Genomic DNA, 21,061 nt, shown 5'->3' on the forward strand with positions numbered 1-21,061 from the left:
GAAGATGCCACAAACGTAAGAGATGTCACAGACCCGCCTCGGCCGACCGCCGGACAGGGCGACCGCCGGTGTGCTGGCGACATCAACCGGACGTACCGTGCAGGCATGGGTGATACGCCGCCACCTGGTCCCGATCTGCTCGACCCGCCGCTCCTCAGGGCGGTGCGGGAGACCGGGGCCTACGGCGGGGCGATCTACCTCCTCGACCACGACCGGCGCGTCCTGCGGCTCGCGGTGCTGACGGGCCTGCCCGTGGACATCCTGCGGCCCTGGCTCAGGGTCGGCCTGAAGGCGCCCTTCCCCCCGGCCGACGCGGTCAGGGAACGCCGCACCGTCTGGATCGGCGTCGGCGAGATGGCCGTTCAGTATCCACAGGTGGGGATGGTGCTGCCCTATCCCTTCGCCTCGGCGTTCGAGCCCATCAGCGTGGCCGACGCCGACGGGGGCGCGCTCGCGCTGCTCTGGTCGGGGGGCCACCCGGCCGACCTCGGGGCGCACGAGCGGGACGCGCTCACCGCCGGAGCGCGCCGCGTCGGCGCGCTGCTCCTCGATTCGCTCCTCGACGCAGGCGAGCCAGGACCCGCGGTGCCAGCCCCGGCCGAGCCGCGCGTCATCCCGCAGGAGCCACCGCGGCGGTCCCCGCTCGAGGAGGCGCGGGCCGCGGTCGCCCTCACCGAGCGCCTCCCCGAGGGCCACTGCGCCCTTGACCTGGACGGCCGGATCACCTTTGTGAACGACGCGGCCGCCGCGTTGATCGGCGTCCCGGTGGGCGAGCTGCGCGGCCTCCGGCTCTGGGAGTCGCTGCCGTGGCTGAGCGACCCGGTGTTCGAGGACCGGTTCAGGGGGGCGCTGCTGAGCCGCACCCCCACCGCGTTCACCGCGCTGCGCCCCCCTGAGCGGTGGCTGCGCTTCCAGCAGTACCCCGATGTCCACGGCGTCAGCGTCCGCATCGCGCCCACGCTCGGGGCCACGGCCGAACGCGCCGCCGACGGGCCGGGCCTCGCGGGCACGCCCCATGAACGCGCCCCCGCCGCGGCCCACGCCCTGAGCCCGACCACACCGGGCCACGACGCGCGCGCCGCGCCCACCCGCCCCGGCGCGCTCTACCACCTGATGCAGCTGGCCACCGTGCTCACCGAGGCGGTCGGCGTGCGGGACGTGGTCGACCTGGTGGCCAGCCAGATCATGCCCTCGCTCGACGCCCAGGGCCTGCTGATCTTCGTCGCCGAGGGCGGCAGGCTGCGCCTGGCGGGCTTCCGCGGCTACGGCCCCGAGGCGCGGGAACGCTTCGACGGCACCCCGCTCGACTCCCCCGCCTCCCCCGCGGCCCGTGTGCTCTCGGAGGGCGAGCCGGTCTTCTACGCCTCGCCCGAGGATCTGGAGCCCCGCTATGCCGCGCTGCCCGCCGTCACCGGCAAGGCCGCCTGGGCCGTCCTGCCGCTGATCGCCTCGGGCCGCACCGTCGGCTGCTGCGTCATCGCGTACGACAGGCCGCACCCGTTCAGCGCGGAGGAGCGCGCGGTGATGACCTCGCTCGGCGGGCTGATCGCGCAGGCCCTGGAACGCGCCCGGCTCTACGACGCCAAGCACCACCTCGCGCGCCGCCTCCAGGCCGGGCTGCTGCCGCGCGTGCTGCCCGATGTGCCCGGGCTCGACGTGGCCGCCCGCTACCTGCCCGCGACCGAGGGCATGGAGATCGGCGGCGACTTCTACGACCTGATCCGGCTCGGCGGCGACACGGCGCCCTTCCCCGCCGCGGCGGCGGCCATCGGGGACGTGCAGGGGCACAACGTCAAGGCCGCCGCGTTGATGGGCCAGGTCCGCACCGCCGTCCACGCCACGGCGGGCGCGCCGCCCGGCGAGGTGCTCGCCCGCGCCAACCGGCTGCTGACCGACCTCGACCCCGGCCTGTTCACCAGCTGCCTGTACGTCCATCTCGACCTGCGCACGCACCGGGCCAGGCTCGCCACCGCGGGCCATCTGCCGCCGCTGCTGCGCCGCCCCGACGGGCGGGTCACCACGTTGCCCGTGATGCCGGGGCCGTTGCTCGGCATCGAGCGGCACGCGGAGTACCCCACGATGGAGATCCCGCTGCTGCCGGGGGCCGTGCTCGTCCTCTACACCGACGGGCTGGTCGAACGCCACGACCGCGACCTGGACGACTGCGTGCGCGACCTGGCGGGCCACGTCGCGCGGGCGCGCCCCGAGGGCGGCATGGACCGGCTGGCCGACGACCTGCTGAGCCGGGCGCGGCGCTCGAAGCGCTTCACCGACGACATCGCGCTGCTGCTGCTCAGCCCGACATGAGGCCGCCGCCCGCGCCATGACACGGGGCCCGGCGGGAGGGCTCGGCGCGGGTCCTGCGTCGGGATCAGGCTCCCGCCGACCGCCCCAGGCCGAGCGGGGCGGCGATCTCCGCCTCCATCACGCGGCCCGCCTGCCGCTCCAGGTCGCCGTCCTCCGCGTCACTGTCCGTGTCGAGGCCGTCGAGCTCGGCCAGCGGAGTGTCGAGGCGGACGTGGGCGACGAGGGACTGGAGGGCGCGCAGGGCGGCGCTCGCGGTGGGGCCCCAGTTCGACAGGTAGGAGAACTGCCACCACCACAGGGCCTCGCTCACCCGGCCCTCGGTGTAGTGCGCCATGCCGTGCCGCAGGTCGGAGATGATGTCGGCCAGGTCGTCGGAGATCCGGGCGGCGACCGGCGTGCTGCGCGGCACATAGGGGTCGAAGACCTCGGAGTAGACGTCGATGGGCGCGAGGAGCGAGGCCAGGCGCTCGCGCAGCTCGTCCATGTCGGGCTCGGGACCGGTGTCCGGCTCGTAGCGCTCCTCGGGAACGATGTCCTCGTGCGCCCCCAACCTGCCGCCCGCCAGCAGCACTTGGGACACCTGGAGCAGCAGGTGGGGCACCGCGGCGTCCGGGTCGTCGCCCTTGGCGACCTCCGAGACGGCGACGATGAAGCTCTCCACCTGGTCGGCGATCTGCACCGCGAAACTGTCAGGGCCTCCCCCCGCCGCACCATCCCGCGGCGGCGACTTCGGCATCGGCGTCTCGGAGATCATGTGATCGCCTCCCCAACGGTCCCTATGTCTGCGTCTGCATTACACATCGAGCAGGCGCCTACCCTCGAACGCACGCCCCAAGGTGACCTCGTCGGCATACTCCAAGTCTCCCCCGACCGGCAGCCCGCTGGCTAGCCGAGTGACCCGAAGGCCCAGGGAGCCGACCATCCGCGCGAGGTATGTGGCGGTCGCCTCGCCCTCCAGATTCGGGTCGGTGGCCAGGATCAGCTCCGTGACCGAGCCGTCGGCGAGCCGGGCGAGCAGCTCCCTGATCCGCAGGTCACCGGGGCCGACGCCGTCGATCGGGCTGATCGCCCCGCCCAGCACGTGGTACCGCCCCCTGAACTCGCGCGTGCGTTCGATGGCGACGACGTCCTTGGGCTCCTCGACCACGCAGATGACCGCCTGGTCGCGGCGCGGGTCGAGGCAGACGCGGCACCGCTCCTCCTGCGCGACGTTGCCGCACTCCGCGCAGAACCTGACCCTCTCCTTGACCTCCGTCAGCGCGTGCGCCAGGCGCCTGACGTCGGCGGGCTCGGCCTGGAGGATGTGGAACGCTATCCGCTGGGCGCTCTTGGGTCCCACGCCGGGCAGCCGGCCCAGCTCGTCGATGAGGTCCTGGACCACGCCTTCGTACATCAGAACGGCAGCCCGGGAATGCCACCTCCGCCGAGCCCCTGGGCGAGGGGTCCGAGCTTGGTCTTGGCCAGCTCCTGAGCGGAGTTGTTCGCGTCCCGAACGGCCGCGATCACGAGGTCCGCCAGGGTCTCGGTGTCCTCGGGGTCCACCGCGCGGGGATCGATCACCAGACCGGTCAACTCGCCCGAGCCCGTGACCGTCGCCTTGACCAGCCCGCCGCCCGCTGAGCCCTCGACGGGCGTCTCGGCCAGCTCCTGCTGCGCCGCGGCAAGGTCTTGCTGCATCTTCTGGGCCTGCTGCAACAGCTGCTGCATATCGACCCCACCACCGGGGAACACGGCCTCACTCCTGGCTCGTCGACGTCGTTTCCTCTGCGCTTGCCCTCTTGAGCCTACGGGCTCGGGGCGCCGCGGTCTCACCCATGGGGCTCACTCGTGGTGAAACTCCTCGATAACGGTCGCCCCCAGCTCGCGAACGATCAGCTCGTGGCCGCTGAGCGCCGTGTCGTCGAGGTCCGGATCGTCCTCCTCCGGCATGTCGTCCTCGACCGCGACGGGCGGCGGGGCGGGGGCTCGTGGCGCGGGGGGTGGGGCGGGCTCGGGCGCGGGCTCGGGGGCCGTAGCCTGTCGCGCGGGGGCTTGTGGCGCGGGGGTCGGCGCCGGGGCGGACGCCGGGGCCTGTCGCGCGGGGGCGGGCGCGGGCGCCATGCGCGGGGGCGGGGCGGCCATGGCCTGGGCCGCGCCCCCGCCGGGGTCCACGATGGTCTCGATCCGCCACTGACCGCCCACGGTCTCGGCCAGTGCCGCGCGGAGGACGTCCTCGCTGCCGCCGTTCGCGAAGCTGTCCCTGGCGCCCGGGGTGGCGAAGCCGAGCCGGAGCACCCCGCCGTCGGCGCCGATGACCTGGGCGTTCTGGCTGAGCAGGATCCAGGTGAACCGGCGCTTGCCCTTGACCGTGTCGAGCACCTGGGGCCAGGCGTGCCGCACGACGGAGGAGTCGGGGCCGCTCGTCGCCGCCGGAGCGGGCGCCCGGGCGGCCTCGGCGCGCGCGGGCGCCGCGGGGCGGGCGCCCATGGGCCACGCGCCGGGCTGGCGGGTGGTGGGGGGCGGGGCCGCGGGCTGCGGGGCCGGTGCGGGAGGTGGGGCCTGTGCGGGCGGTGGGGCCTGCGGCGCGGGGGTCGGCGCCGGGGCTTGTGGCGGCGGCGCTTGGGACGCCTGTGGCGCGGGCGGGGGTGACGGCGGTGACGCGGCGACGGGCGGGGGCACGGGCGCGGGGGCCGCGGCGGGGGCTGCGGCCGCGGCGGGCGCGTTCACACCCGGCCCCGCGGCGATGCCCCGCTCCAGCCGGTCCAGGCGACTGAGGAGCGCCGCCTCGTCCCCGTAGGCCGCGGGCAGCAGCACCCGGGCACAGATCAGCTCCAGCTGGAGCCGCGGCGAGGTGGCGCCCCGCATCTCGGTCAACCCGGTGTTGACAAGATCGGCCGCCCTGCTCAGCTCCGCGGGACCCAACGCCCCCGCCTGCGCCCGCATCCGCTCCAGCACGTCCACGGGCACGTCGATGAGGCCCTTGTCCGCGGCGTCCGGCACCGCGGCGAGGATCAACAGGTCCCGCAGCCGCTCCAGCAGATCCGTGACGAACCGCCGCGGATCGTGACCGCCCTCGATCACCCGGTCCACCACGCCGAAGGCCGCGGCGCCGTCCCCCGCGGCGAAGGCGTCGACCACCGAGTCGAGCAACGCCCCGTCGGTGTACCCGAGGAGGGCCGTCGCCATCTCGTAGGTGACGCCGTCCGCGCCCGCGCCGGCGAGCAGTTGGTCCATGACGGACATCGAGTCCCGCACCGAGCCCGCACCGGCCCGCACGACCAGCGGCAACACGGCGCCGTCCACGGGGATCGCCTCGCGCTCGCAGACCTCCCCGAGGTAGTCCCGCAGCGTGCCAGGCGGGACCAGCCGGAACGGATAGTGGTGCGTGCGCGACCTGATGGTGCCGATGACCTTCTCGGGCTCGGTCGTCGCGAAGATGAACTTGAGGTGCTCGGGCGGCTCCTCGACCACCTTGAGCAGGGCGTTGAACCCCGCCGGGGTGACCATGTGGGCCTCGTCGATGATGTAGATCTTGTACCGGCTCGCGGCGGGCCCGAAGAACGCCTTCTCCCGCAGCTCCCTGGCGTCGTCCACGCCACCGTGCGAGGCGGCGTCGATCTCGATCACATCGATCGAGCCAGGGCCGTTCCGCGCGAGATCGACACAGGACCGGCACTCGCCGCAGGGCGAGGGGGTCGGCCCCTTCTCGCAGTTGAGGCAGCGGGCCAGGATGCGCGCGCTGGTCGTCTTGCCACAGCCCCGCGGCCCGCTGAAGAGATAGGCGTGATTGACCCGGTTGTTCCGCAGGGCCTGCTGCAACGGGTCGGTGACATGCTCCTGCCCGATGACCTCGGCGAAGGTCTCGGGTCGGTAGCGGCGATACAGCGCGAGGGAGGACACACCACCGACGATAACGGCCACCGCTGACAGACGAGGGCCCCTCACGCACCCGCCAGAGCTCACCTACCCTTGCTGCCTTCCGGCCCTGGGGGAGTTCAGCGAGATAGCGCCGCGTGAGGGGCTGACGCCAACCCTACCGGATCCCCACCCCCCACCCGCCCCCACCCAAGTGGTTCGCGACCACTCGGCGATCTCTTGTATCGTGTCCGGCGGAGGATTCGCCTAGAGGCCTAGGGCGCACGCTTGGAAAGCGTGTTGGGTTCACACCCTCACGAGTTCGAATCTCGTATCCTCCGCCCAGCTCTCACCGGGCTGTACGAAGGCCCCCGCCGCCATCCACGGCCGGGGGCCTTCGTTGCGCTCGCCCCTCGTTGTCCTGGTTTCTGTCCACAGGGGTGCCCCGGGGCTCCCCAGAAAGCGTCGACGATCCTCCGGGCGACGTCCCCGAGCATGGCGTCCGGCACGTGGAGATACCTCGAGAGCTGCCTCGGTCAGGGCGAGGGCGTGAAGCCTGCGGACCAGTCGAGGCAGAGCGGCGGGCCTGGAGTCGTTGGAGCCCAGCCCTCTCGAAGGGCGATCCGGATGGCTCGGGCTACGTCGGACGGCAGCACCGGCTCAGCCTCGCGCCCGACCCAGTTGCTCGGGTGTGGCTGGTTCGTGGTCACCACGAGCGTTGTCCCGGGAGCGTCCGCGTGCTCTACCGCGAACGTGCATGGCGTCCAGGACAGGGCCTGGCAGTAACTTGGCTTGTGTCGCAGCCGCCAGCGGTAGGCCGTGCCGTCGACAACGATGCGCCGCGCTCCCTTGCGAGCCAATGCCATGGGGTCCCCCTCGCTAGCGAGCGATGCCAGCCGGTCCGGCCCGGCCGTCCGTCTCAGTTTCCGTCTCATTCGGCGCCGTTCGCGGGCGTTCGGACCGGGCCGTACAAAGGCCCGCCGCCATCCGGCGGTTTCTGGCGATCCTCGCAACGCGTGGTCCGGTGGCCCGTGGGCTATTCCGCGTTCAGTGCCTCGCTGATCTCCCTCAGGCGCTCGGCGGGCAGGGCGAAGGAGTTGCGGGGGTTTCGGTAGGAGTGGCCGCCGTCGTTGGTCAGCGTGCCGTCCACCGACTGCCAGTGCGGGGCCGTCCATTGGCCCTGGTTCTCCAGGAGCGTGCGCGCCACGGCGGCCGGTTCTGCGATCGCGGTGCGGGCGGCGAGCGCCGTGGTCAGGGTGGCGGGTGCGTCGTCGGGGAGCCGCGCGTCGCCGAGGGCCGGGAACAGCAGCAGGAGACGGGCGTCGCCGTCCGACGCCGACTGCCTGGCGACGGACAGCAGCTCCGGCCAGGCCATGCCGGGGCCCATGAAGTGGCCGTCGTCCCGGGCGATGACCTCAGCCCTCGGCCAATCCGGGTGGTGCATCAGGTAGTCCACCCCCCGGTCGGCGTCGACGTTGCGGTAGACGACGTGGACGGTGTGGCCGGAGCGCAGCGGAACGGTGAACGTCGGCCACGCGCTCTCGGCGGAGAGCGCGCCGTAGAGCTCCATGGCCGCGTCCAGGTCGGCGCCGAACGCGGCTCGTTGCGCGTCGTCGCCGCGCAGGCACGACCCGAGGTGCACCGGCCAGAACAACGGATCGTCGAGGTGGGCGCCGCCGTCGACCAGGGGGCCGCCCTCGTATCCGTGGATCGTCAGCACATGAGGATGATGGCACGGGGGACTGACACGGCTCAGGCCTCGATGCGCCAAGCTGGGTTCCGTTGGACAACGTTGCTCTCCCCGGGAGGTGTCATCATCGGCAAGCCGAGCGGATCAACGCTCGCCGCATGGCTGAGCGGCCTGGACAACGACCGGCTCGAGCGGGTCCTGGCGGCTCGCCCGGATGCGGTGCGCCCGCCCGAGCCGCGGTCGTTCGGCGAGCTGGCGGACCGTCTTCAGCGGCCGGGGTCGGTGGCTCCGGCGCTGGCCGGGCTCGCGCTGCCGCAGGCGCAGGTGGCCGAGGCGTTGGCGGCGCTCGGGCCCGTGTCCCGTGCCGCCCTGGCCGAGCTGCTGGACGCGACGGGGGCCGAGCGCGCTCGTGGACTGGACGCGGCGCTCACGTCGTTGTCCGATCGGGCGTTGATCTGGCCGGATCGCGCGGGGCTGTTGCGCATGGCGACGCCGTTGCGGCAGGCGTGGGAGCGGCCGTTGGGCCTGGACGCGCCGCTCGCGCGGCTGCTGGCGGACACGACGTCCGACGAGCTGCGCCGCGTGCTGGCGGCCCTGGGCGTCCCGTCGCCCGGGACCGCCAAGAAGCAGCGGCTGACCGCCCTGCTCGCGCACCACGGCGATCCGGAACGGGTCGCCGCGGCGGTCGCCGCGGCGCCGGAGGCCGCGCGCGAGCTGCTGCTGCGGCAAGCGCGTCACCCGGCTGAACGGCTCGTGGACCCGGAGGCCACAGCGGGCTCCGGCGCGCGCTGGGCCCTGGAGCGGGGGCTGCTCGTCCGGGCCCCGCACGGGTACGGGCCCGCGCGGATGCCCGCCGAGGTGGCGCTCGCGCTGCGCGGGGCCGACTGGCGCGCCCCGTTCGCGCCGACGCCGCCCGCCGTGCGGACGGTGGCCGTCACCGAGGCGGAGGTGGACCGGGAGGCCGCGGCCTCGGCCATGGCGTTCGCCGCCGACGCCGCGTCGGTCCTGGCGGTGTGCTCCGCCGCCCCGCCGACCCTGTTGAAGTCGGGTGGCGTGGGCGCGCGCGAGCTGTCCCGGGTCGGCAGGGCGGCGCTGTGCGACGTCGTCGTCGTCCGCCTCGCCCTGGAAACGGCGTACGCGGCCGGTCTCCTGGCCTGGGACGACGGCCAGGTCGCGCCGACGGACGACTACGACGCCTGGGCGGAACGCGAGCCCGCCGAACGCCTCGCCCCGCTGCTCCTGGCCTGGCGGACGCTGCCGTTGACCCCGTCCGAGGCGCGCGGCGAGGACGGGAAGGCGCTGCCCGCGCTCGCCATGGCCCCGCCCTGCGGCGGCTGTGTGGGGGCGCGGGACGGGCTCCTCACCGTGGCGGGGCGCCTCCCGGCGGGCCAAGGTGCGGCGAACACCGCGGAGTTGGGCTCTTCGGTCGTCTGGTTCCGTCCGCTCGCCCATCAACTCGCCCAGGACACCACTCCCTTCGCCACCGTGATCCGCGAGGCGGAGCTGCTCGGCGTCATCGCCCGCGGCGCCCTGTCCCGCATCGGCGCCGCCGAGGGCGAAGCGCTGGCCGCGGCCTGTCGGCGGCTGCTGCCGCCCGCCACGCGAACGGCCCACTTCGGCGCCGACCTCACCGCCGTCGTCACCGGCACGCCGACCGCCCGTCTGGCCGCGCTGCTCGACGGCGTCGCGGACAGGGAGGCGGGCGGCACGGCGACGGTGTGGCGGTTCGGGTCCGGCACCATCCGCCGCGCCCTGGACGCGGGCCGCACGGCCGACGCGATCGCGGCCGACCTGGCCGCCGTCGCCGTCGGGGCGCTGCCGCAGCCGTTGTCGTACCTGATCAAGGACACCGCGCGCGGCCACGGCCGGGTGCGCGTCGCCTCCGCGGCCTGTGTCATCCACGGCGATGACCCCGCCCTCATCGCCGAGCTCGCCGCCCACCGCGCGCTCGCCGCCCTCGGCCTGCGGCCGCTCGCGCCGACCGTGCTGGTCGGCCGGGTCCCGCCCGCCAAGACCCTCGCCGCGCTGCGGGCCGCGGGCTACGCCCCCGTCGCCGAGAGCGCCGACGGAACGGTGCGCGTGGAACGCGACCGCCCCCGCCGCGCCACTGGCTCGGGGGCGCGTTCCCGGGGCGGCGGCGCCCGCTCGGCGCGGGCTTCGGTGCCCGTCGACATGGGCGCGGTGGCGGCCAGGCTGCGGTCCTCCTCGTCGCACGCTCCTGACCCCGACCCCGCTGCCGGGACCGACACCGAGGATGTCGTCGCCAGGCACGCGCGTTCGCTCTCCGCGGCCGACATCCGTCAACTGGCCCACGCGATCGACGAGAACGGGTCGGTCACCATCCACTACACCGCCGCCTCCGGCAGCCGCACCGTGCGCACCCTCAGCGAACTCGCCCTGGACCCACCGTTCCTTGAAGCCTGGTGCCACCTGCGCGACGCCGAACGCGTCTTCACCCTCTCCCGGATCAACGAAGTCATGCCGACGTAGCGCGTGGCGCGGGGCCGGGCGTGGGATCGCGCGATCCCGCCGCAAAGTCGAGAGCAGCGGACGGCGCGCCGACCCTGGCCCTCGGAGATGCGGCAACAAAAGTGGTCGCGCCTCCGCGGGATGGAACATTTCCCTTCCGCAGGCCACTCATTCATCGGGCCCTGAACCGGCTACCCGTCACGACAACGCTCTTGACCGTCATCACGGTCAAGAGCGTTGTCACCTGGTCCGCATACAGTTGGTCGAGATAAGCACAGGAAGGGGAAAGGGTGCGGCTCAGCGACGACGCATACGATCGCGTCATGACGCTGTTCCGGGAGGCGATGCCACAGCTTGCCGATCAGCTGGACGAGCAGGTCAGACGCGGCCGCCCGGTCTCCGAGGCGGAACTCAGGCAAGAGGCAGTCCATCAGGAACGGACCTTTCGGCTCGCGACAAGCAGGTTCTCTCCTCTCGGGAAGGGCGACGCAACCGCTGTTCCGTACAGTGGGGAGCAGCGCCTCGAGATCGTTCGTGAGGCCCTCCTGACGCTGGCCGAGGCGATGTACGCCACACGCAAGGCAGTGCTCGACACGGCATACGAGAACGGGATGGAGCCCGAGGCGTGGTTCGGCGATCCCGAGCTGGAGTCCCTGTGGCACGTGGACCTGAGGGCGGAGACGGACGAGGCCGAGGCCGCCCTGGGGAGGGTGAGATTCCTGTTCGAGGGGGATGATCTATGAGCAGGGGAGATTTGACACGCGCCATCGAGCAGGCGATTGGCGTACTGCAACCTGTCTATCGCCGCCACGCTGAGGAGTCCGACCTTTACGAAGCGTCGCTGCTGGCCGTGAGCCTCGATGCCGCAAAGAAGGCCGGAGGACAGGTACTCCTGACAGAGGATGGCCATTCGAGGGCCCGGTCTCTTCGTTTCCGCAGGTCTCCGGGCAATCTCTGGTCGGGGAACTTCACATACGCACTGGTTGACTTCCGGGGATCTCCCAAGCGGCTCGAGATCCACCTCGGTGTTTATGTGGTCGGCCGCTCGAAGGTGGCGCACGAGTGTGACATCGCGATCATCGACCATCAAGAGGCGGAACGCAGTCGACTGGCGGCCCTACACCCCCGTAACAGCAAGCTCATCGCCGCGATCGAGGCCAAGTACTACCCCGCCTCTCCCGGATTGGGGGTGGGTCGCGGATTTCTCGGTCTCGCCCAAGAAATGACTGAGAGGAAGTGCTCGCTGGTGTTTCCGTCGCGCAGCTCCGACACTCTCGCGCGGCTCACCGCGAGCCGGTTGAGCGAGACGTACGGCGAGCTTCTGCCGGGCAGCCCCGCCGCCGACCGGCTGTGCTCCCAGCTCGACACAGCGATCCGCAACTGGAAGGTTCGTGGATAGTGAGAGCGCGGACACCGTCAGGGCAACGCCTCCGGTTTCTCCTCAGTCTTCACGCCGAAGCGTCAGCTCGACTGCCGGTCCGTCGACGACAGGGCGCCGCCGTTGTCCTCGGCGCGTGCTAGGCATAGCTCATGCACTCTGCGGCTCCCCTGCCTCATGTGGATCTCACGGAGGCGCAGTGGCGACTCCTCGCACGCCTGGCCGAGGGGCCGGTCGGCGACCCCAGCGACCGGGCGGCGTTCGCCCGTGACCTGGCCGTGGACGGCCTCGATGTGGACCGGGCGCGGGCCGATCTGCCGACCCTGCGGTGGATGAAGCTGGTCGACCTGGCCGAGGGCGGGCTGGTGCTCACCGACCTGGGTGCCGCGGTCCATTTCCGGGCGTTGTTCGAGGCAGCGCAGGAGAGATTGGGTGAGGTCGCACTGCTGGCAGACGCTCGTGAGGCGGTGGCCCCGCGGTTCGCACGGGCCGTCCGCAGGGTGGCGGACGGGACCTACTCGTTGCCGGAAGCACTGGCCGACCTGGACAAGGGCCCCCCGTTCACCGGCTGAACAGCGTGCCCTCCACGGGCTGCCGTGCCTTCCTCGCCACCGCGGGAATCGGCAGCACCCCGGCCGCTGTCAGCTCGGCCTCCGTGATCACCGGTCCGGCAAGGATCTCCGCCAGCAGGTCCTCCTGTGCCGGTGCGAGGTCCGTGAGGCGACGGAGTACGGACAGCAGGTCGATCAGTTCCGAGGTCCACTCGTGGGGCCAGTGCTCGGCGCGCAGGTCGTCCAGAGGGCTCGTCCGCTTGCTGGTGGGCGAGGATTTGCGGTAGCCGAACCACTTGCTGACGATCCTCATCCCACCGACGTCGTAGGCCCAGACGACCTCGGGGACGGGAGCGAACGACCCGTCCCCGACATGGAGTGTCCGCGTAGCGGGGTCGTACTCCAGCTGCCCCGGGATGCGGCTGCCGATCGGTGTCAGGTAACGCACCTGCCGCGCGTCTCCCAAAGGGAACTGCACCTGCCCGGCGCGCCGCCCACCGTCCGGATCGGCGCACCGCCCACCGTAGGTCGAGGCCCACAGCATCTCCCGGCCGAGCGCGACGGCTCGGGCCCACAGCCTTGCGTCCCGGCTCAGGGGTAACCGCACGCCCGGGGTCAGCAACTCCTCGGCGAACCTCCGGGTGAAGGCTTCGTGTCCGGCCACGGCCAGGACATAGGCGGCCAGGTCGGTGGCCGTGACCCCGTCCTGCCTCACCGAGCGTGCCACATGAGGGAGAAGGCCCAGCGGCAGGTTCGGTGACCCGTCCGGGTGCAGAAGCGGCAGGACTCGGCCGCCGCGGCCGTTGAAGTGGTGGGTGTCCGGGAGCAGATGCGTGGCGACGACGGCGGGCCCCGACTCGATCGCGTGGGACGACTGCTGGTTGAGGAAGATCTGGCCGTCCTGGAGTGAGGCCCACAGATCGGGCCGCGGAAAGTCGAGAACCCGGCTGTCGGCGATCAGCCACTGCCGGTCGAAGCTGCGGAGGGCCGTGCGGACAAGGTCGGGCTGGGCATCGGTCTCCTCGCCGATCGGGCGGGAGCGGGCGGTCCGGCCGGGCAACGGCGGCCTCGCGGTGTGGAGATCGCGGTCGCGTGTCTCCTTGAACTGCTCCGCCTTCGTCCGTGGGTCGCCGCTCCGTATCAACGTGGCCCAGCGTCGGCGGAGCACCTCGGCGGACGGGTCGCTGACCCAGGAGCGATTGGACTTCATACCAGGGCTGCCCCAGGGGAAGAGATCTCCCAGAGCCGGGAAGTCCTCCCACCCGGAGTCGGTCCGCGGCGTGAACGGCCGTGGACTCCTGGTGTGCGCGTCGCGCCAGCCCCCGTCGTCGAGACCCACCTCGCGCAGTTGCCTGAACTTCTCCGCGCGGCGGCCGGCGAGGGCACGGTAGTGGACACGTGCCCGGTGGCCCTTGCCCCGTTCGAGCCCGGCCCTGCGGACAAAGATCGAGATGGCCAGCGGCTGGGCGACGCCGGGGAAGGGGCGGGTGGAGACGTCGGAGCGGTGTCCCTCGGGCGACAGGTTGATGATCCAGCCCTCGTCGCAGGTGCGCCGCAGATACTCCCTCATACCGCGTCCACCGGGGCCCGTGGCCCAGCCTGAAGGCGTGATGAAGCAGACGACGCCGTGGCGCTCGTCGTCGTGCGCGTCGAAAACCTTCCAGGTGGCCCAGCGCCAGAAGTACACGTACATGTTCTTCAGGACGTGCTCGTAGCGGCCGTTGTCCGGGTATCGGAAAGCGTCAAGCAGAGGCACCTCGTGGCGATCGGCACGCTTCTCCACCCAGCCACCGCGGTCCTCCGCCTTGTCGTCGTAGGGCGGGTTGGCGATGACGACAGTGATCGGGATGTTGGCCTTCACATTGTTCGCGCGCCGCCGCGACTCGGACAGGGCCTCGTAGGTGGAGGCGAGGTACTCGTCCTCGACGGACGGGTTGTCGAGCGTGTCGGTCACGAAGAGGTTGAGTCCCCCTTCGGGCAGCGGGGTCCCGTATCGCTTGAGGAGGTCGGAGGCGCGTAACTCCGCGACGGCGAACGGCCCCATCTGCATCTCGAACCCGTACAGGCGCGGCGCGAGACGAGCGATCGCGTCCCGGGACATCGCGGGCCCGGAGCGATCGGCGGCCTGCTCGGCCACACGCTCGATGATCGTGTGGAGAAAGGTCCCGGTCCCCATGGCGGGATCGACGATCCGCACTCCGTCGCCGCCGAAGCCGTCGGTCTGCCCCAAGCGGGTCCGCAACACATCATCGGTGAGGCGCACCATCTCCCTCACCACCTCGTGCGGGGTGTAGTAGGAGCCGCTCCTCTGCCGGAGCCCCGGGTCGTACGCCGTGAGAAAGTGCTCGTAGAGGTGAAGGTAGGCGTCGTGGTTACCCGCACGGATCGCGGGCCAGTCCACCTGAGTGATGGTGCGACGCAACAACTCCAGTGTCACGGTGAAGCGTTCGTTGACGTTGTCGGTGAGAAGCTGAAGCGCCTTCCCCATGAGCGCGTGGTCGGCATCGAGGCGGCGACCGATGTCGTGCAGGCCGATCCCGTCCTGGAGGACGTCTTCGGAGCGGGCGAGCAGCAGGGCGAACGTGACCGCTTGGGCGTAGCCGTCGGCAAAGGTCGCGTCGTCGGCAGACGGGAACAACATGCGGCGCCAGTCGTTCCTCAAACCGGTGAACGGTCGGGAGCGGACATCGTCTTCACGGCTCGACGAGCGGGCCTCGGCGGCGAGTTGTTCCTGCACCGCGGCGCGCAGCAGTCGACACAGCGGGGCGACATGCTGCACAAGCCGGGCGACGCGCTTGATCGCGGGCGGCTTCCACACCAGGAACGCCCTGAGCAAGGCGTCCAGTGCCGCCGGATCCGCGGGCGCCAGCCTGTCGCCCGCGGTGCGCAGGGAGCCGGTGAGGTACACCGTCTCGCCGAACTGCCGTCCGTCCCGGAAGAGGCGCCACTCGGTGCCGTTGGTGTACAGCAGATTCGGCAGGTTCCGCAGCTTCTCCCACTGCTCGCGATTGCTCTTGCCGAAGGTCTCCGGATCGACCGAAAGACCTGGCTTCTTGAGCTCGATGTAGCCCGTCAGCTCACCACTGGCGCGGATGGCGTAGTCGGGACGGACACCGAGGTCGGCGACCCGGAACTCGTCATGCCAGGAGACCTCGTGCTGTTGATGGTGCTCGCCCACCGTCCGGAGCAGGGTCTCCAGCGGAGCGCGAATGGCGGCCTCCGGACTGCCGCCGCCCGCGAGCTTCACCTTGCAGACGCGTCCGAACTCCCCGACGGCATCGAGAAGCCAGCCGTCCAACCCCCCTGACATACGCCCCCCAAGGATCGAGTCAGGGCGCCGATGGTACCCACGCTACGTCAGCTCGGGAAGACCGAGCGCAACCTGTCGCGCCCCGCCCCCCTCACCCCCCGTCGCAGCACCCGTCCCGGCGCATGATGCGGCCGATCTCCTGCCAGTCCTCGCCGGTCACCTCCGTGTCCGCGAACGCCGCGACCAGGTCCGACTGTTCGTAGGGGACTCCGCCGCGGAGGGCGCCCACCGTATGGACCAGGGTCGTGAAGTCCGTGAACGGGTCGCCCGCCACGATCGTCAGGTCGGCGAGCTTGCCCTCCGTCACCGTGCCCAGGTCGTCCTCCGCGCCGAAGGCGCGCGCCGGGAGCGTCGTCGCCGTGCGCAGGGTCTCGGTCGGTGAGAGGCCCGCGCGGTGCAGGGCGCGCAGGGCCAGGTGGAGGTGGAGGCCCACGGGGACCAGGGGCTGGTCCGTGCCCAGGGCGACCAGGCCGCCGTTGGCCAACAGGCGGCGGTAGACGGCCGTTTCCGTGTCGAGCGTCGCCAACTGCTCGTCGGTGGGCGGCACCTGGGCCTGCTCGCGGATCAGGACGCTGTCCCACGGCGGCATCAACGCCGTGACCCGCGGGTCGTCGGCGAGGCCGGGGTCGGCGCCGAGCAGGGGCAGGGCCGTGAACGGGGTGGCGATCAGCCGGAAGTCCGTTGCCGTGTAGATCTCCTCGACGTCCTGGTACGCGCGGCCCGTGGCGGAGGTGGCGTGGCCGTACTCGAGGCGTTGCGTGGCCTGGAGGTGCGTCGTCAGGTCGTGCCCCAACTGCACGCCGGGCGAGCACAGATGGCTGCCCACCGGCACGCCGAGCCGGTCGTGCGCGAACGCCGCGGCCTCGCGCATCACCCAACCCGGGGCGCGCACATAGGTCTTGACGAAGTCCCACTCGAGGCCCGCGGCCCGCGCCAGCGTGCGGCGCAGGCCCTCCCTCGTCGCGTGTGCCCTGCCCATGCTGTAGGCGACGCGGGCGCCGTCGAGCAGCTCGCCGGTGGCCAGCAGGCGCGGGCCCGCCATGTCGCCCGCGTCGACGGCCTCGCGGACGCGGGCCTGTTCGTAGGCGAAGCCGCCGAGCGAGACGGCCGTGGTGATGCCGTAGGCGAGTTGCAGCGCGGCCTGCCGCCCGCCGTACGTGCTCTGCCACGGGTGGGTGTGGGAGTCCCAGAGCCCGGGGATGACGGTGCGTTCGGACGCGTCGACGTACCGGTCGGCGCGCCGCCCCGCGCGGTGCGGCCGAACGGCGTCGACGCGCCCTTCGCGGACGATCACGTCCATGTCCTCGCGCACGGTCTCGCCCGTGCCGTCCCAGAGCCGCCCCGCGCGCACGACGACGTCCGCGGGGGCGGCCCTTCGGCGGGTGAGCGGCACGTCAACGGTCCTGGCCCCGCCGCCGTCCGCGCCGATCAGCCGCAGCGCGCCCGCCGACAGGTACAGCAGCGTGCGGGAGTCGCCGGACCAGGAGGGGTGGTCGGCGGCCTCGGAGGTCAGGAGGCGCGGCTCCCCTTCGGGCGCCCCGTCGGGCCGCACCGGCAGCAGCCACAGGGCGGATTCGACGATCACCGCCATCCACCGGCCGTCGGGTGACCACACGGGCCCCGAGTCGTAGCGGTCGGAGATCGAGGTGTGCGGGGCGACGGCGTGCAGCGCCGAGGCGCCGGTGTCGGCGTCGACGACCCTGATGAGGTTGTAGCCCTCGCGGAAGCGCTGGTTGACGCGGTTACGGTCGCACAGCGCGACGCGCCGCCCGTCGGGCGACCAGCTGGGCCTGCCCGGCAGGCCCCCGCCGCCCAGGGGCTCGGCGAGGGTGCGCTCGGCCCCGGTGTCCAGGTCGCGCACCACGAGGCTGCCCGCCATGTCGAGGCAGGCCAGGCGCCGCCCGTCGGGCGACAGCGCGGGAAAGACCCGGCCTCCGGTGGCGAGCACGGTCTCGTCGCCCGAGTCCAGGTCCCTGCGGCGCACCGCGAACAGCCCGTCGCGGTCGTCCGCGTACACGAGGCCGCGCCCGTCCGGCGTCCAGGTGGGGGCGAGCGGGTAACGCGTCGGCTCGGCCTGGAGCACCTTGCGCGGGCGGCCTCCGCCCTCGACCGGCGCGATCCACAGGGCGTTGAGGGCCGCGAACGCCACCTCGCGCCCCCCGGGCGAGAGTGCGGGCAGGTGAACGCCCCTGACCTGCCGCGTCACCGCCCCGCCCGCGGCGAACGACCTGCGGCGGTGGCGCGGCCTGTCCACGGGGAGCGTGGCGTGAAAACGGATCTCCTCCGCCTCGCCGGGCGCCGCGGGGCGCACCACCCGGAACTGCCCGTCCACGGTCAACAGCAGCGCGTCGCGCGCGACCCACCGCACCGGGACGGGCAGCACGTCACCTTCCACGTCCACGGTCGCGCCGTCCACGACCAGCGCGCAGGACGCGGCGGGCGCGGGCGTCGTGCGCAGGTGCGCGAGGCGCCCTTCGGGGGAGAGCGCGGGCGTCATGAGCTGGAACGCCTCGCCGGTCTCGGTGAGTTCCTCGCGGACCGGCCCCGAGCCATCGGCGGGAGCGGAGGCGATGGTGCGCGCCTCAAGCGCGCCCTCGGCGCCCACGGAGGCGCGCACGAAGAACAGGCGCCGCCCGTCCGGCGACCACGCCGGGTCGAAGTCCTCGAACGCGCCGTCCGCCGCGGGCCCCTCCTGACCCGGCAGCCCGGTGACGCGCGCCAGCTCGCCCGTCTCGACGTCCAGGGTCCAGATGCGGTAGGGGCCGCCGGTGACGGGGTCGCCGCCGCGTTCCGACGCGAACGCGATCCGTCGGCCGTCCGGCGACCACGCGGGCCCGCGGTCGTCCCACGGCCCGTCCGTGAGCTGCCGCAGCCCCGAGCCGTCGGGGCGCAGCGTCCACAGGTGGAACCCTCCGCCGCGGTAGGCGCACACGACCAGGAGGCTTCCGTCGGGCGAGAACTGCGGCCGGTTGGGCTCCAGGTCGGGCGGCGTGAGCGCGGTCGCCTCGCCGCCCTCGCGGGGGATGGACCACAGGACGTTCTGGATCTCGGCGACCAGCGCGTCGCCCGAGGGGGCGAGGGTCGCGGAGCCGTTGGTGGCGGCGGTCAGGGACAGGGACGTGCGACCCGCGGAGCGGGGGGCCGCCGCGGCGGGCAGCTCGGCGGCGGCGAGGGCGGCGGCCCCGACCGCGGTCGTGGCGACCGCGGTCGTGGTCCCGAGAAACCGCCGCCTGGAGATCGCGGAGCCGGACGAGCGTGGGGTGTCTGCGGTGTCCAACCGACCCTCCGTGCGGTGGGGGTGAAGGGGCCTTGAGCGGCGTTGAAGGGAGCGTCGCTCGGGTGGGGGCAGGCCGTGGCGTTCGGGACCTGGGCTCCCGGCCGATCCCGGGGTCAACTCCCCGCCGAGTTCAGGGTCGTCGATGGCGGCTCGCCGTACCGCGCGCGGTAGGCGGCGGCGAAGCGGCCGAGGTTGCCGAAGCCCCAGCGGTAGGCGATGTCGGAGACGGTGGCCGAGCCGTCGCGGCCCGCGATCAGCAGGTCATCGCGGGCGCGTTCGAGGCGGATGTCGCGGAGGTGGCCGAGCGGCGTGGTGTCCAGGTGCCTGCGGAACGCCTCCTGGAGGGCGCGCGGGCTGACCCGGGCCGCCGCCGCCAGGTCGGCGAGGGTGTAAGGGCGCTCGGGCCGCTCCTCGACCAGGGCCATCGCGCGGCGCACCGCCGCGTGCGAGACGGCCCCGGTGCGCCGCGCGTCCACGCCCGTGGTGATCAGCCGCTGCGTCCCGACGAGCAGCGCCGCCGCCGTCTGTGTCAGGTGCGTGGCGACAAGGGGGTTGGTGCGGGCGACGCCGCCGCCGACGACCTCGCGGCGCACGGCCTCCGAGATGCCTGCCCAGCTCCTCGCGGCCTGCGGCGAGACCGCGCCGCCCAGCGCGAAACGGGCGCGCACCGGCCCTTCCACGCCGAGCGCGTCGGCCGCGGCGCGCTCCACGTCCTCGCGCGCCAGGCGCACGGTCGCCATCCGCGCGCCGGGCGACCAGTGCACCTGGAAGCCGCGGTACGGGTCGAGGACATACGTTCCGCCCGGGCCGACGCCGTACTCCTCCCGCCCCGGCGAGCTGACCGTCACCCGGCCGTGGGTGACCTCGCACACCAGCAGATAGGTGCCCAGCGGCGCGGGCTTGATCAGGGTCTCGGCCGCGAGGTGCGGGGACCCGTAACGCAGCCCGGAGAGCGTGATCCCGGGGAAGCCGTCCTCGGCGTACCACGCCGAGAACTCCCGCGGATCGCCCAGGCAGTCGAGCTGGTACGGGCTGTACGCGTTGCTGATGATCTCGCGGGTCTCCTCGAGGTCGCCGCTGTCCACGAGTGTCGGCAGCATGCTCAGCAGGACGTTCTCCCCCTTCCGCGCTTTCCGGCCTCCGCGCTTTCCGGCCGAGAGCCGCGTTCGGCGAGTAGCCGACCGGTGGCTTTCGTTAGTAGCGTCGTGTGTGTCCACAGTCAAGGCGCGGACGACTCCCGGGGTGACTTCGGGACATGTGCGTCAGGCGGACACCGTCCTGGATCCACGGGGGATGTCCAGGGCGGCGAGCCCGCCTCTCGGCCGCGGCGCCGACGACCACGCCACGAGGCCCCGACCCCTGACCACGGTCGGGGCCTCGGCTGTGGAGGCCGACTCGGGGGCCGCCCCGGGGCGGCTCAGCCCCAGATGGACTCGGCCCACTCGGGGTGGTCGATGAACGGGTTCCTGTTGCCCTGGTAGTCGGTGAAGATGATCTCGTTGCGGCGCTCCTCCGAGGCGCTCGGCGGGTCCTGCGCGTGCCACTCGAGCAACGTCGAGAGCCTGCCGTGGAACGGCGTGCCGCCGTTGCTCGTGTCGTCGTCGAGCTCCAGGTCGGCGAAGCCGTCGTCGCCCTCGTAGCGGACGGCCATGTAGAAGAGCATCCGGGCTATGTCGCCCTTGTCCTCGTCGCGCGCCTCCCAGGAGTCGGCGTCCGTGAAGTTGCCGGGGGCGCTCGCGACGGGGGAGCCGCCGTTGTCGAAGTCCTTGTTGCCTCGCGTGCTGTTGACCTGCACGTCGGTGGGCCTGAGGTGGTGGATGTCGGTGCCGGGGCCCGCCGAGGTGCCGAAGTCGCCGTGCGACTGGGCCCAGACGTGCTCGCGGTTCCAGTCGCCGACGTTGCCGCCGTTCTGGTCGGCGCCGCGCGACTCGCCGCTGTAGAGCAGGATGACGCTGCCGGGGTCGGACGGGTCCTGGTCGGTCTCCTTCAGCGCGTCCCAGACCTGGGAGTAGCTGAGCCGGGTGACATCGGCGCTGATGATCTCGTGCAACGCCGTCTTCAACGCCTCGCCCGTCTCGCCCTCGGCGTCGGCGTAGTAGGTGTGGTCGGCGGCTCCGAGGTCGGCTTCGGCGCTGGTGCCCGCGTCGGCGCCGGTGTCGGCTTCGGCGGCCACGGCGAGCGGCAGCGGCGCGGAGAGCGCCGCCGCCAGGGCGCCGGTGAGCAGGGTCCGGTACATGTGGGGGGC

Annotated in this window: 14 protein-coding genes, 1 tRNA gene and 1 other RNA gene; 6 read left to right on the forward strand and 10 right to left on the reverse strand. The window is 72.8% G+C overall.

Going from position 1 to position 21,061, the window contains the following annotated elements; all coding sequences use genetic code 11:
* The first annotated feature begins 105 nt into the window (after positions 1-105).
* A complete protein-coding gene (locus tag D7318_RS11815) occupies positions 106-2,307 on the forward strand; it encodes a SpoIIE family protein phosphatase (protein WP_120696873.1) in 2,202 nt (733 codons plus the stop codon).
* 64 nt (positions 2,308-2,371) lie between these two features.
* On the opposite strand, the gene D7318_RS11820 is transcribed toward D7318_RS11815, so the two are convergent.
* From D7318_RS11820 to ffs, 5 genes are all read right to left on the reverse strand, one after another.
* Positions 2,372-3,043 carry a DUF5063 domain-containing protein gene (locus tag D7318_RS11820; protein WP_120696934.1) on the reverse strand — a complete coding sequence of 224 codons (672 nt, stop codon included), beginning with the start codon at positions 3,041-3,043 and terminating at the stop codon, positions 2,372-2,374.
* 57 nt (positions 3,044-3,100) lie between these two features.
* Positions 3,101-3,700 carry a recombination mediator RecR gene (recR, locus tag D7318_RS11825; protein WP_120696874.1) on the reverse strand — a complete coding sequence of 200 codons (600 nt, stop codon included), beginning with the start codon at positions 3,698-3,700 and terminating at the stop codon, positions 3,101-3,103.
* Positions 3,700-4,038, reverse strand: a complete 339-nt coding sequence (locus D7318_RS11830) for a YbaB/EbfC family nucleoid-associated protein (protein ID WP_120696875.1) — start codon at positions 4,036-4,038, stop codon at positions 3,700-3,702. Before D7318_RS11830 ends, recR begins: the two co-directional genes overlap by 1 nt.
* Positions 4,039-4,128: 90 nt before the next feature.
* Positions 4,129-6,186 (reverse strand): DNA polymerase III subunit gamma and tau, encoded by a 2,058-nt coding sequence (locus D7318_RS11835; RefSeq protein ID WP_120696876.1) that lies wholly within the window; start codon positions 6,184-6,186, stop codon positions 4,129-4,131.
* Between the two features lie 29 nt (positions 6,187-6,215).
* An RNA gene (gene ffs, locus D7318_RS11840) (signal recognition particle sRNA small type) lies at positions 6,216-6,312 on the reverse strand.
* Between the two features lie 85 nt (positions 6,313-6,397).
* Here ffs and D7318_RS11845 point away from each other — a divergent pair.
* Positions 6,398-6,482 (forward strand) — tRNA-Ser (locus D7318_RS11845).
* A 695-nt stretch (positions 6,483-7,177) separates the two neighbouring features.
* On the opposite strand, the gene D7318_RS11855 is transcribed toward D7318_RS11845, so the two are convergent.
* The gene (locus tag D7318_RS11855) at positions 7,178-7,861 is read right to left on the reverse strand and encodes a hypothetical protein (protein WP_120696878.1); all 684 of its coding nucleotides are present in this window, start codon (positions 7,859-7,861) and stop codon (positions 7,178-7,180) included.
* Between the two features lie 72 nt (positions 7,862-7,933).
* Here D7318_RS11855 and D7318_RS11860 point away from each other — a divergent pair, with 72 nt between their 5' ends.
* The 4 genes from D7318_RS11860 (at position 7,934) to D7318_RS11875 (ending at position 12,250) form a co-directional block, all read left to right on the forward strand.
* Positions 7,934-10,321, forward strand: a complete 2,388-nt coding sequence (locus D7318_RS11860) for a helicase-associated domain-containing protein (RefSeq protein WP_230423652.1) — start codon at positions 7,934-7,936, stop codon at positions 10,319-10,321.
* Between the two features lie 302 nt (positions 10,322-10,623).
* Complete coding sequence (locus D7318_RS11865; RefSeq protein ID WP_147437666.1) at positions 10,624-11,043, forward strand: hypothetical protein; 420 nt, start codon at positions 10,624-10,626, stop codon at positions 11,041-11,043.
* A complete protein-coding gene (locus D7318_RS11870) occupies positions 11,040-11,699 on the forward strand; it encodes a hypothetical protein (RefSeq protein WP_120696881.1) in 660 nt (219 codons plus the stop codon). Before D7318_RS11865 ends, D7318_RS11870 begins: the two co-directional genes overlap by 4 nt.
* Positions 11,700-11,857: 158 nt before the next feature.
* On the forward strand, positions 11,858-12,250 hold the full coding sequence (locus D7318_RS11875; protein WP_230423653.1) for a hypothetical protein: 393 nt from the start codon (positions 11,858-11,860) through the stop codon (positions 12,248-12,250).
* Here the strand turns inward: D7318_RS11875 and D7318_RS11880 are convergent.
* From D7318_RS11880 to D7318_RS11895, 4 genes are all read right to left on the reverse strand, one after another.
* On the reverse strand, positions 12,240-15,539 hold the full coding sequence (locus tag D7318_RS11880) for a type ISP restriction/modification enzyme (RefSeq protein WP_120696882.1): 3,300 nt from the start codon (positions 15,537-15,539) through the stop codon (positions 12,240-12,242). The two genes, D7318_RS11875 and D7318_RS11880, sit on opposite strands and share 11 nt — an antisense overlap.
* Positions 15,540-15,630: 91 nt before the next feature.
* Positions 15,631-18,816 (reverse strand): amidohydrolase family protein, encoded by a 3,186-nt coding sequence (locus tag D7318_RS11885; RefSeq protein ID WP_120696883.1) that lies wholly within the window; start codon positions 18,814-18,816, stop codon positions 15,631-15,633.
* Positions 18,817-18,929: 113 nt separating this feature from the next.
* Positions 18,930-19,916: an AraC family transcriptional regulator gene (locus D7318_RS11890; RefSeq protein ID WP_120696884.1), complete on the reverse strand. Its 987-nt coding sequence runs from the start codon at positions 19,914-19,916 to the stop codon at positions 18,930-18,932.
* 317 nt (positions 19,917-20,233) lie between these two features.
* The gene (locus D7318_RS11895) at positions 20,234-21,052 is read right to left on the reverse strand and encodes an endonuclease I family protein (RefSeq protein WP_120696885.1); all 819 of its coding nucleotides are present in this window, start codon (positions 21,050-21,052) and stop codon (positions 20,234-20,236) included.
* Positions 21,053-21,061 lie beyond the last annotated feature (9 nt).

Source organism: Streptomyces radicis (genome assembly GCF_003626575.1).
Classification (GTDB): domain Bacteria; phylum Actinomycetota; class Actinomycetes; order Streptomycetales; family Streptomycetaceae; genus Streptomyces; species Streptomyces radicis.

Bases quoted from the DNA above. Each gene is read 5' to 3' on its own strand.
- D7318_RS11820 (WP_120696934.1), bottom strand. From the start codon at position 3,043: ATGCCGAAGTCGCCGCCGCGGGATGGTGCGGCGGGGGGAGGCCCTGAC.
- recR (WP_120696874.1), bottom strand. From the start codon at position 3,700: ATGTACGAAGGCGTGGTCCAGGACCTCATCGACGAGCTGGGCCGGCTG.
- D7318_RS11890 (WP_120696884.1), bottom strand. From the start codon at position 19,916: ATGCTGCCGACACTCGTGGACAGCGGCGACCTCGAGGAGACCCGCGAG.
- D7318_RS11865 (WP_147437666.1), top strand. From the start codon at position 10,624: ATGACGCTGTTCCGGGAGGCGATGCCACAGCTTGCCGATCAGCTGGAC.
- D7318_RS11870 (WP_120696881.1), top strand. From the start codon at position 11,040: ATGAGCAGGGGAGATTTGACACGCGCCATCGAGCAGGCGATTGGCGTA.
- D7318_RS11895 (WP_120696885.1), bottom strand. From the start codon at position 21,052: ATGTACCGGACCCTGCTCACCGGCGCCCTGGCGGCGGCGCTCTCCGCG.
- D7318_RS11815 (WP_120696873.1), top strand. From the start codon at position 106: ATGGGTGATACGCCGCCACCTGGTCCCGATCTGCTCGACCCGCCGCTC.
- D7318_RS11880 (WP_120696882.1), bottom strand. From the start codon at position 15,539: ATGTCAGGGGGGTTGGACGGCTGGCTTCTCGATGCCGTCGGGGAGTTC.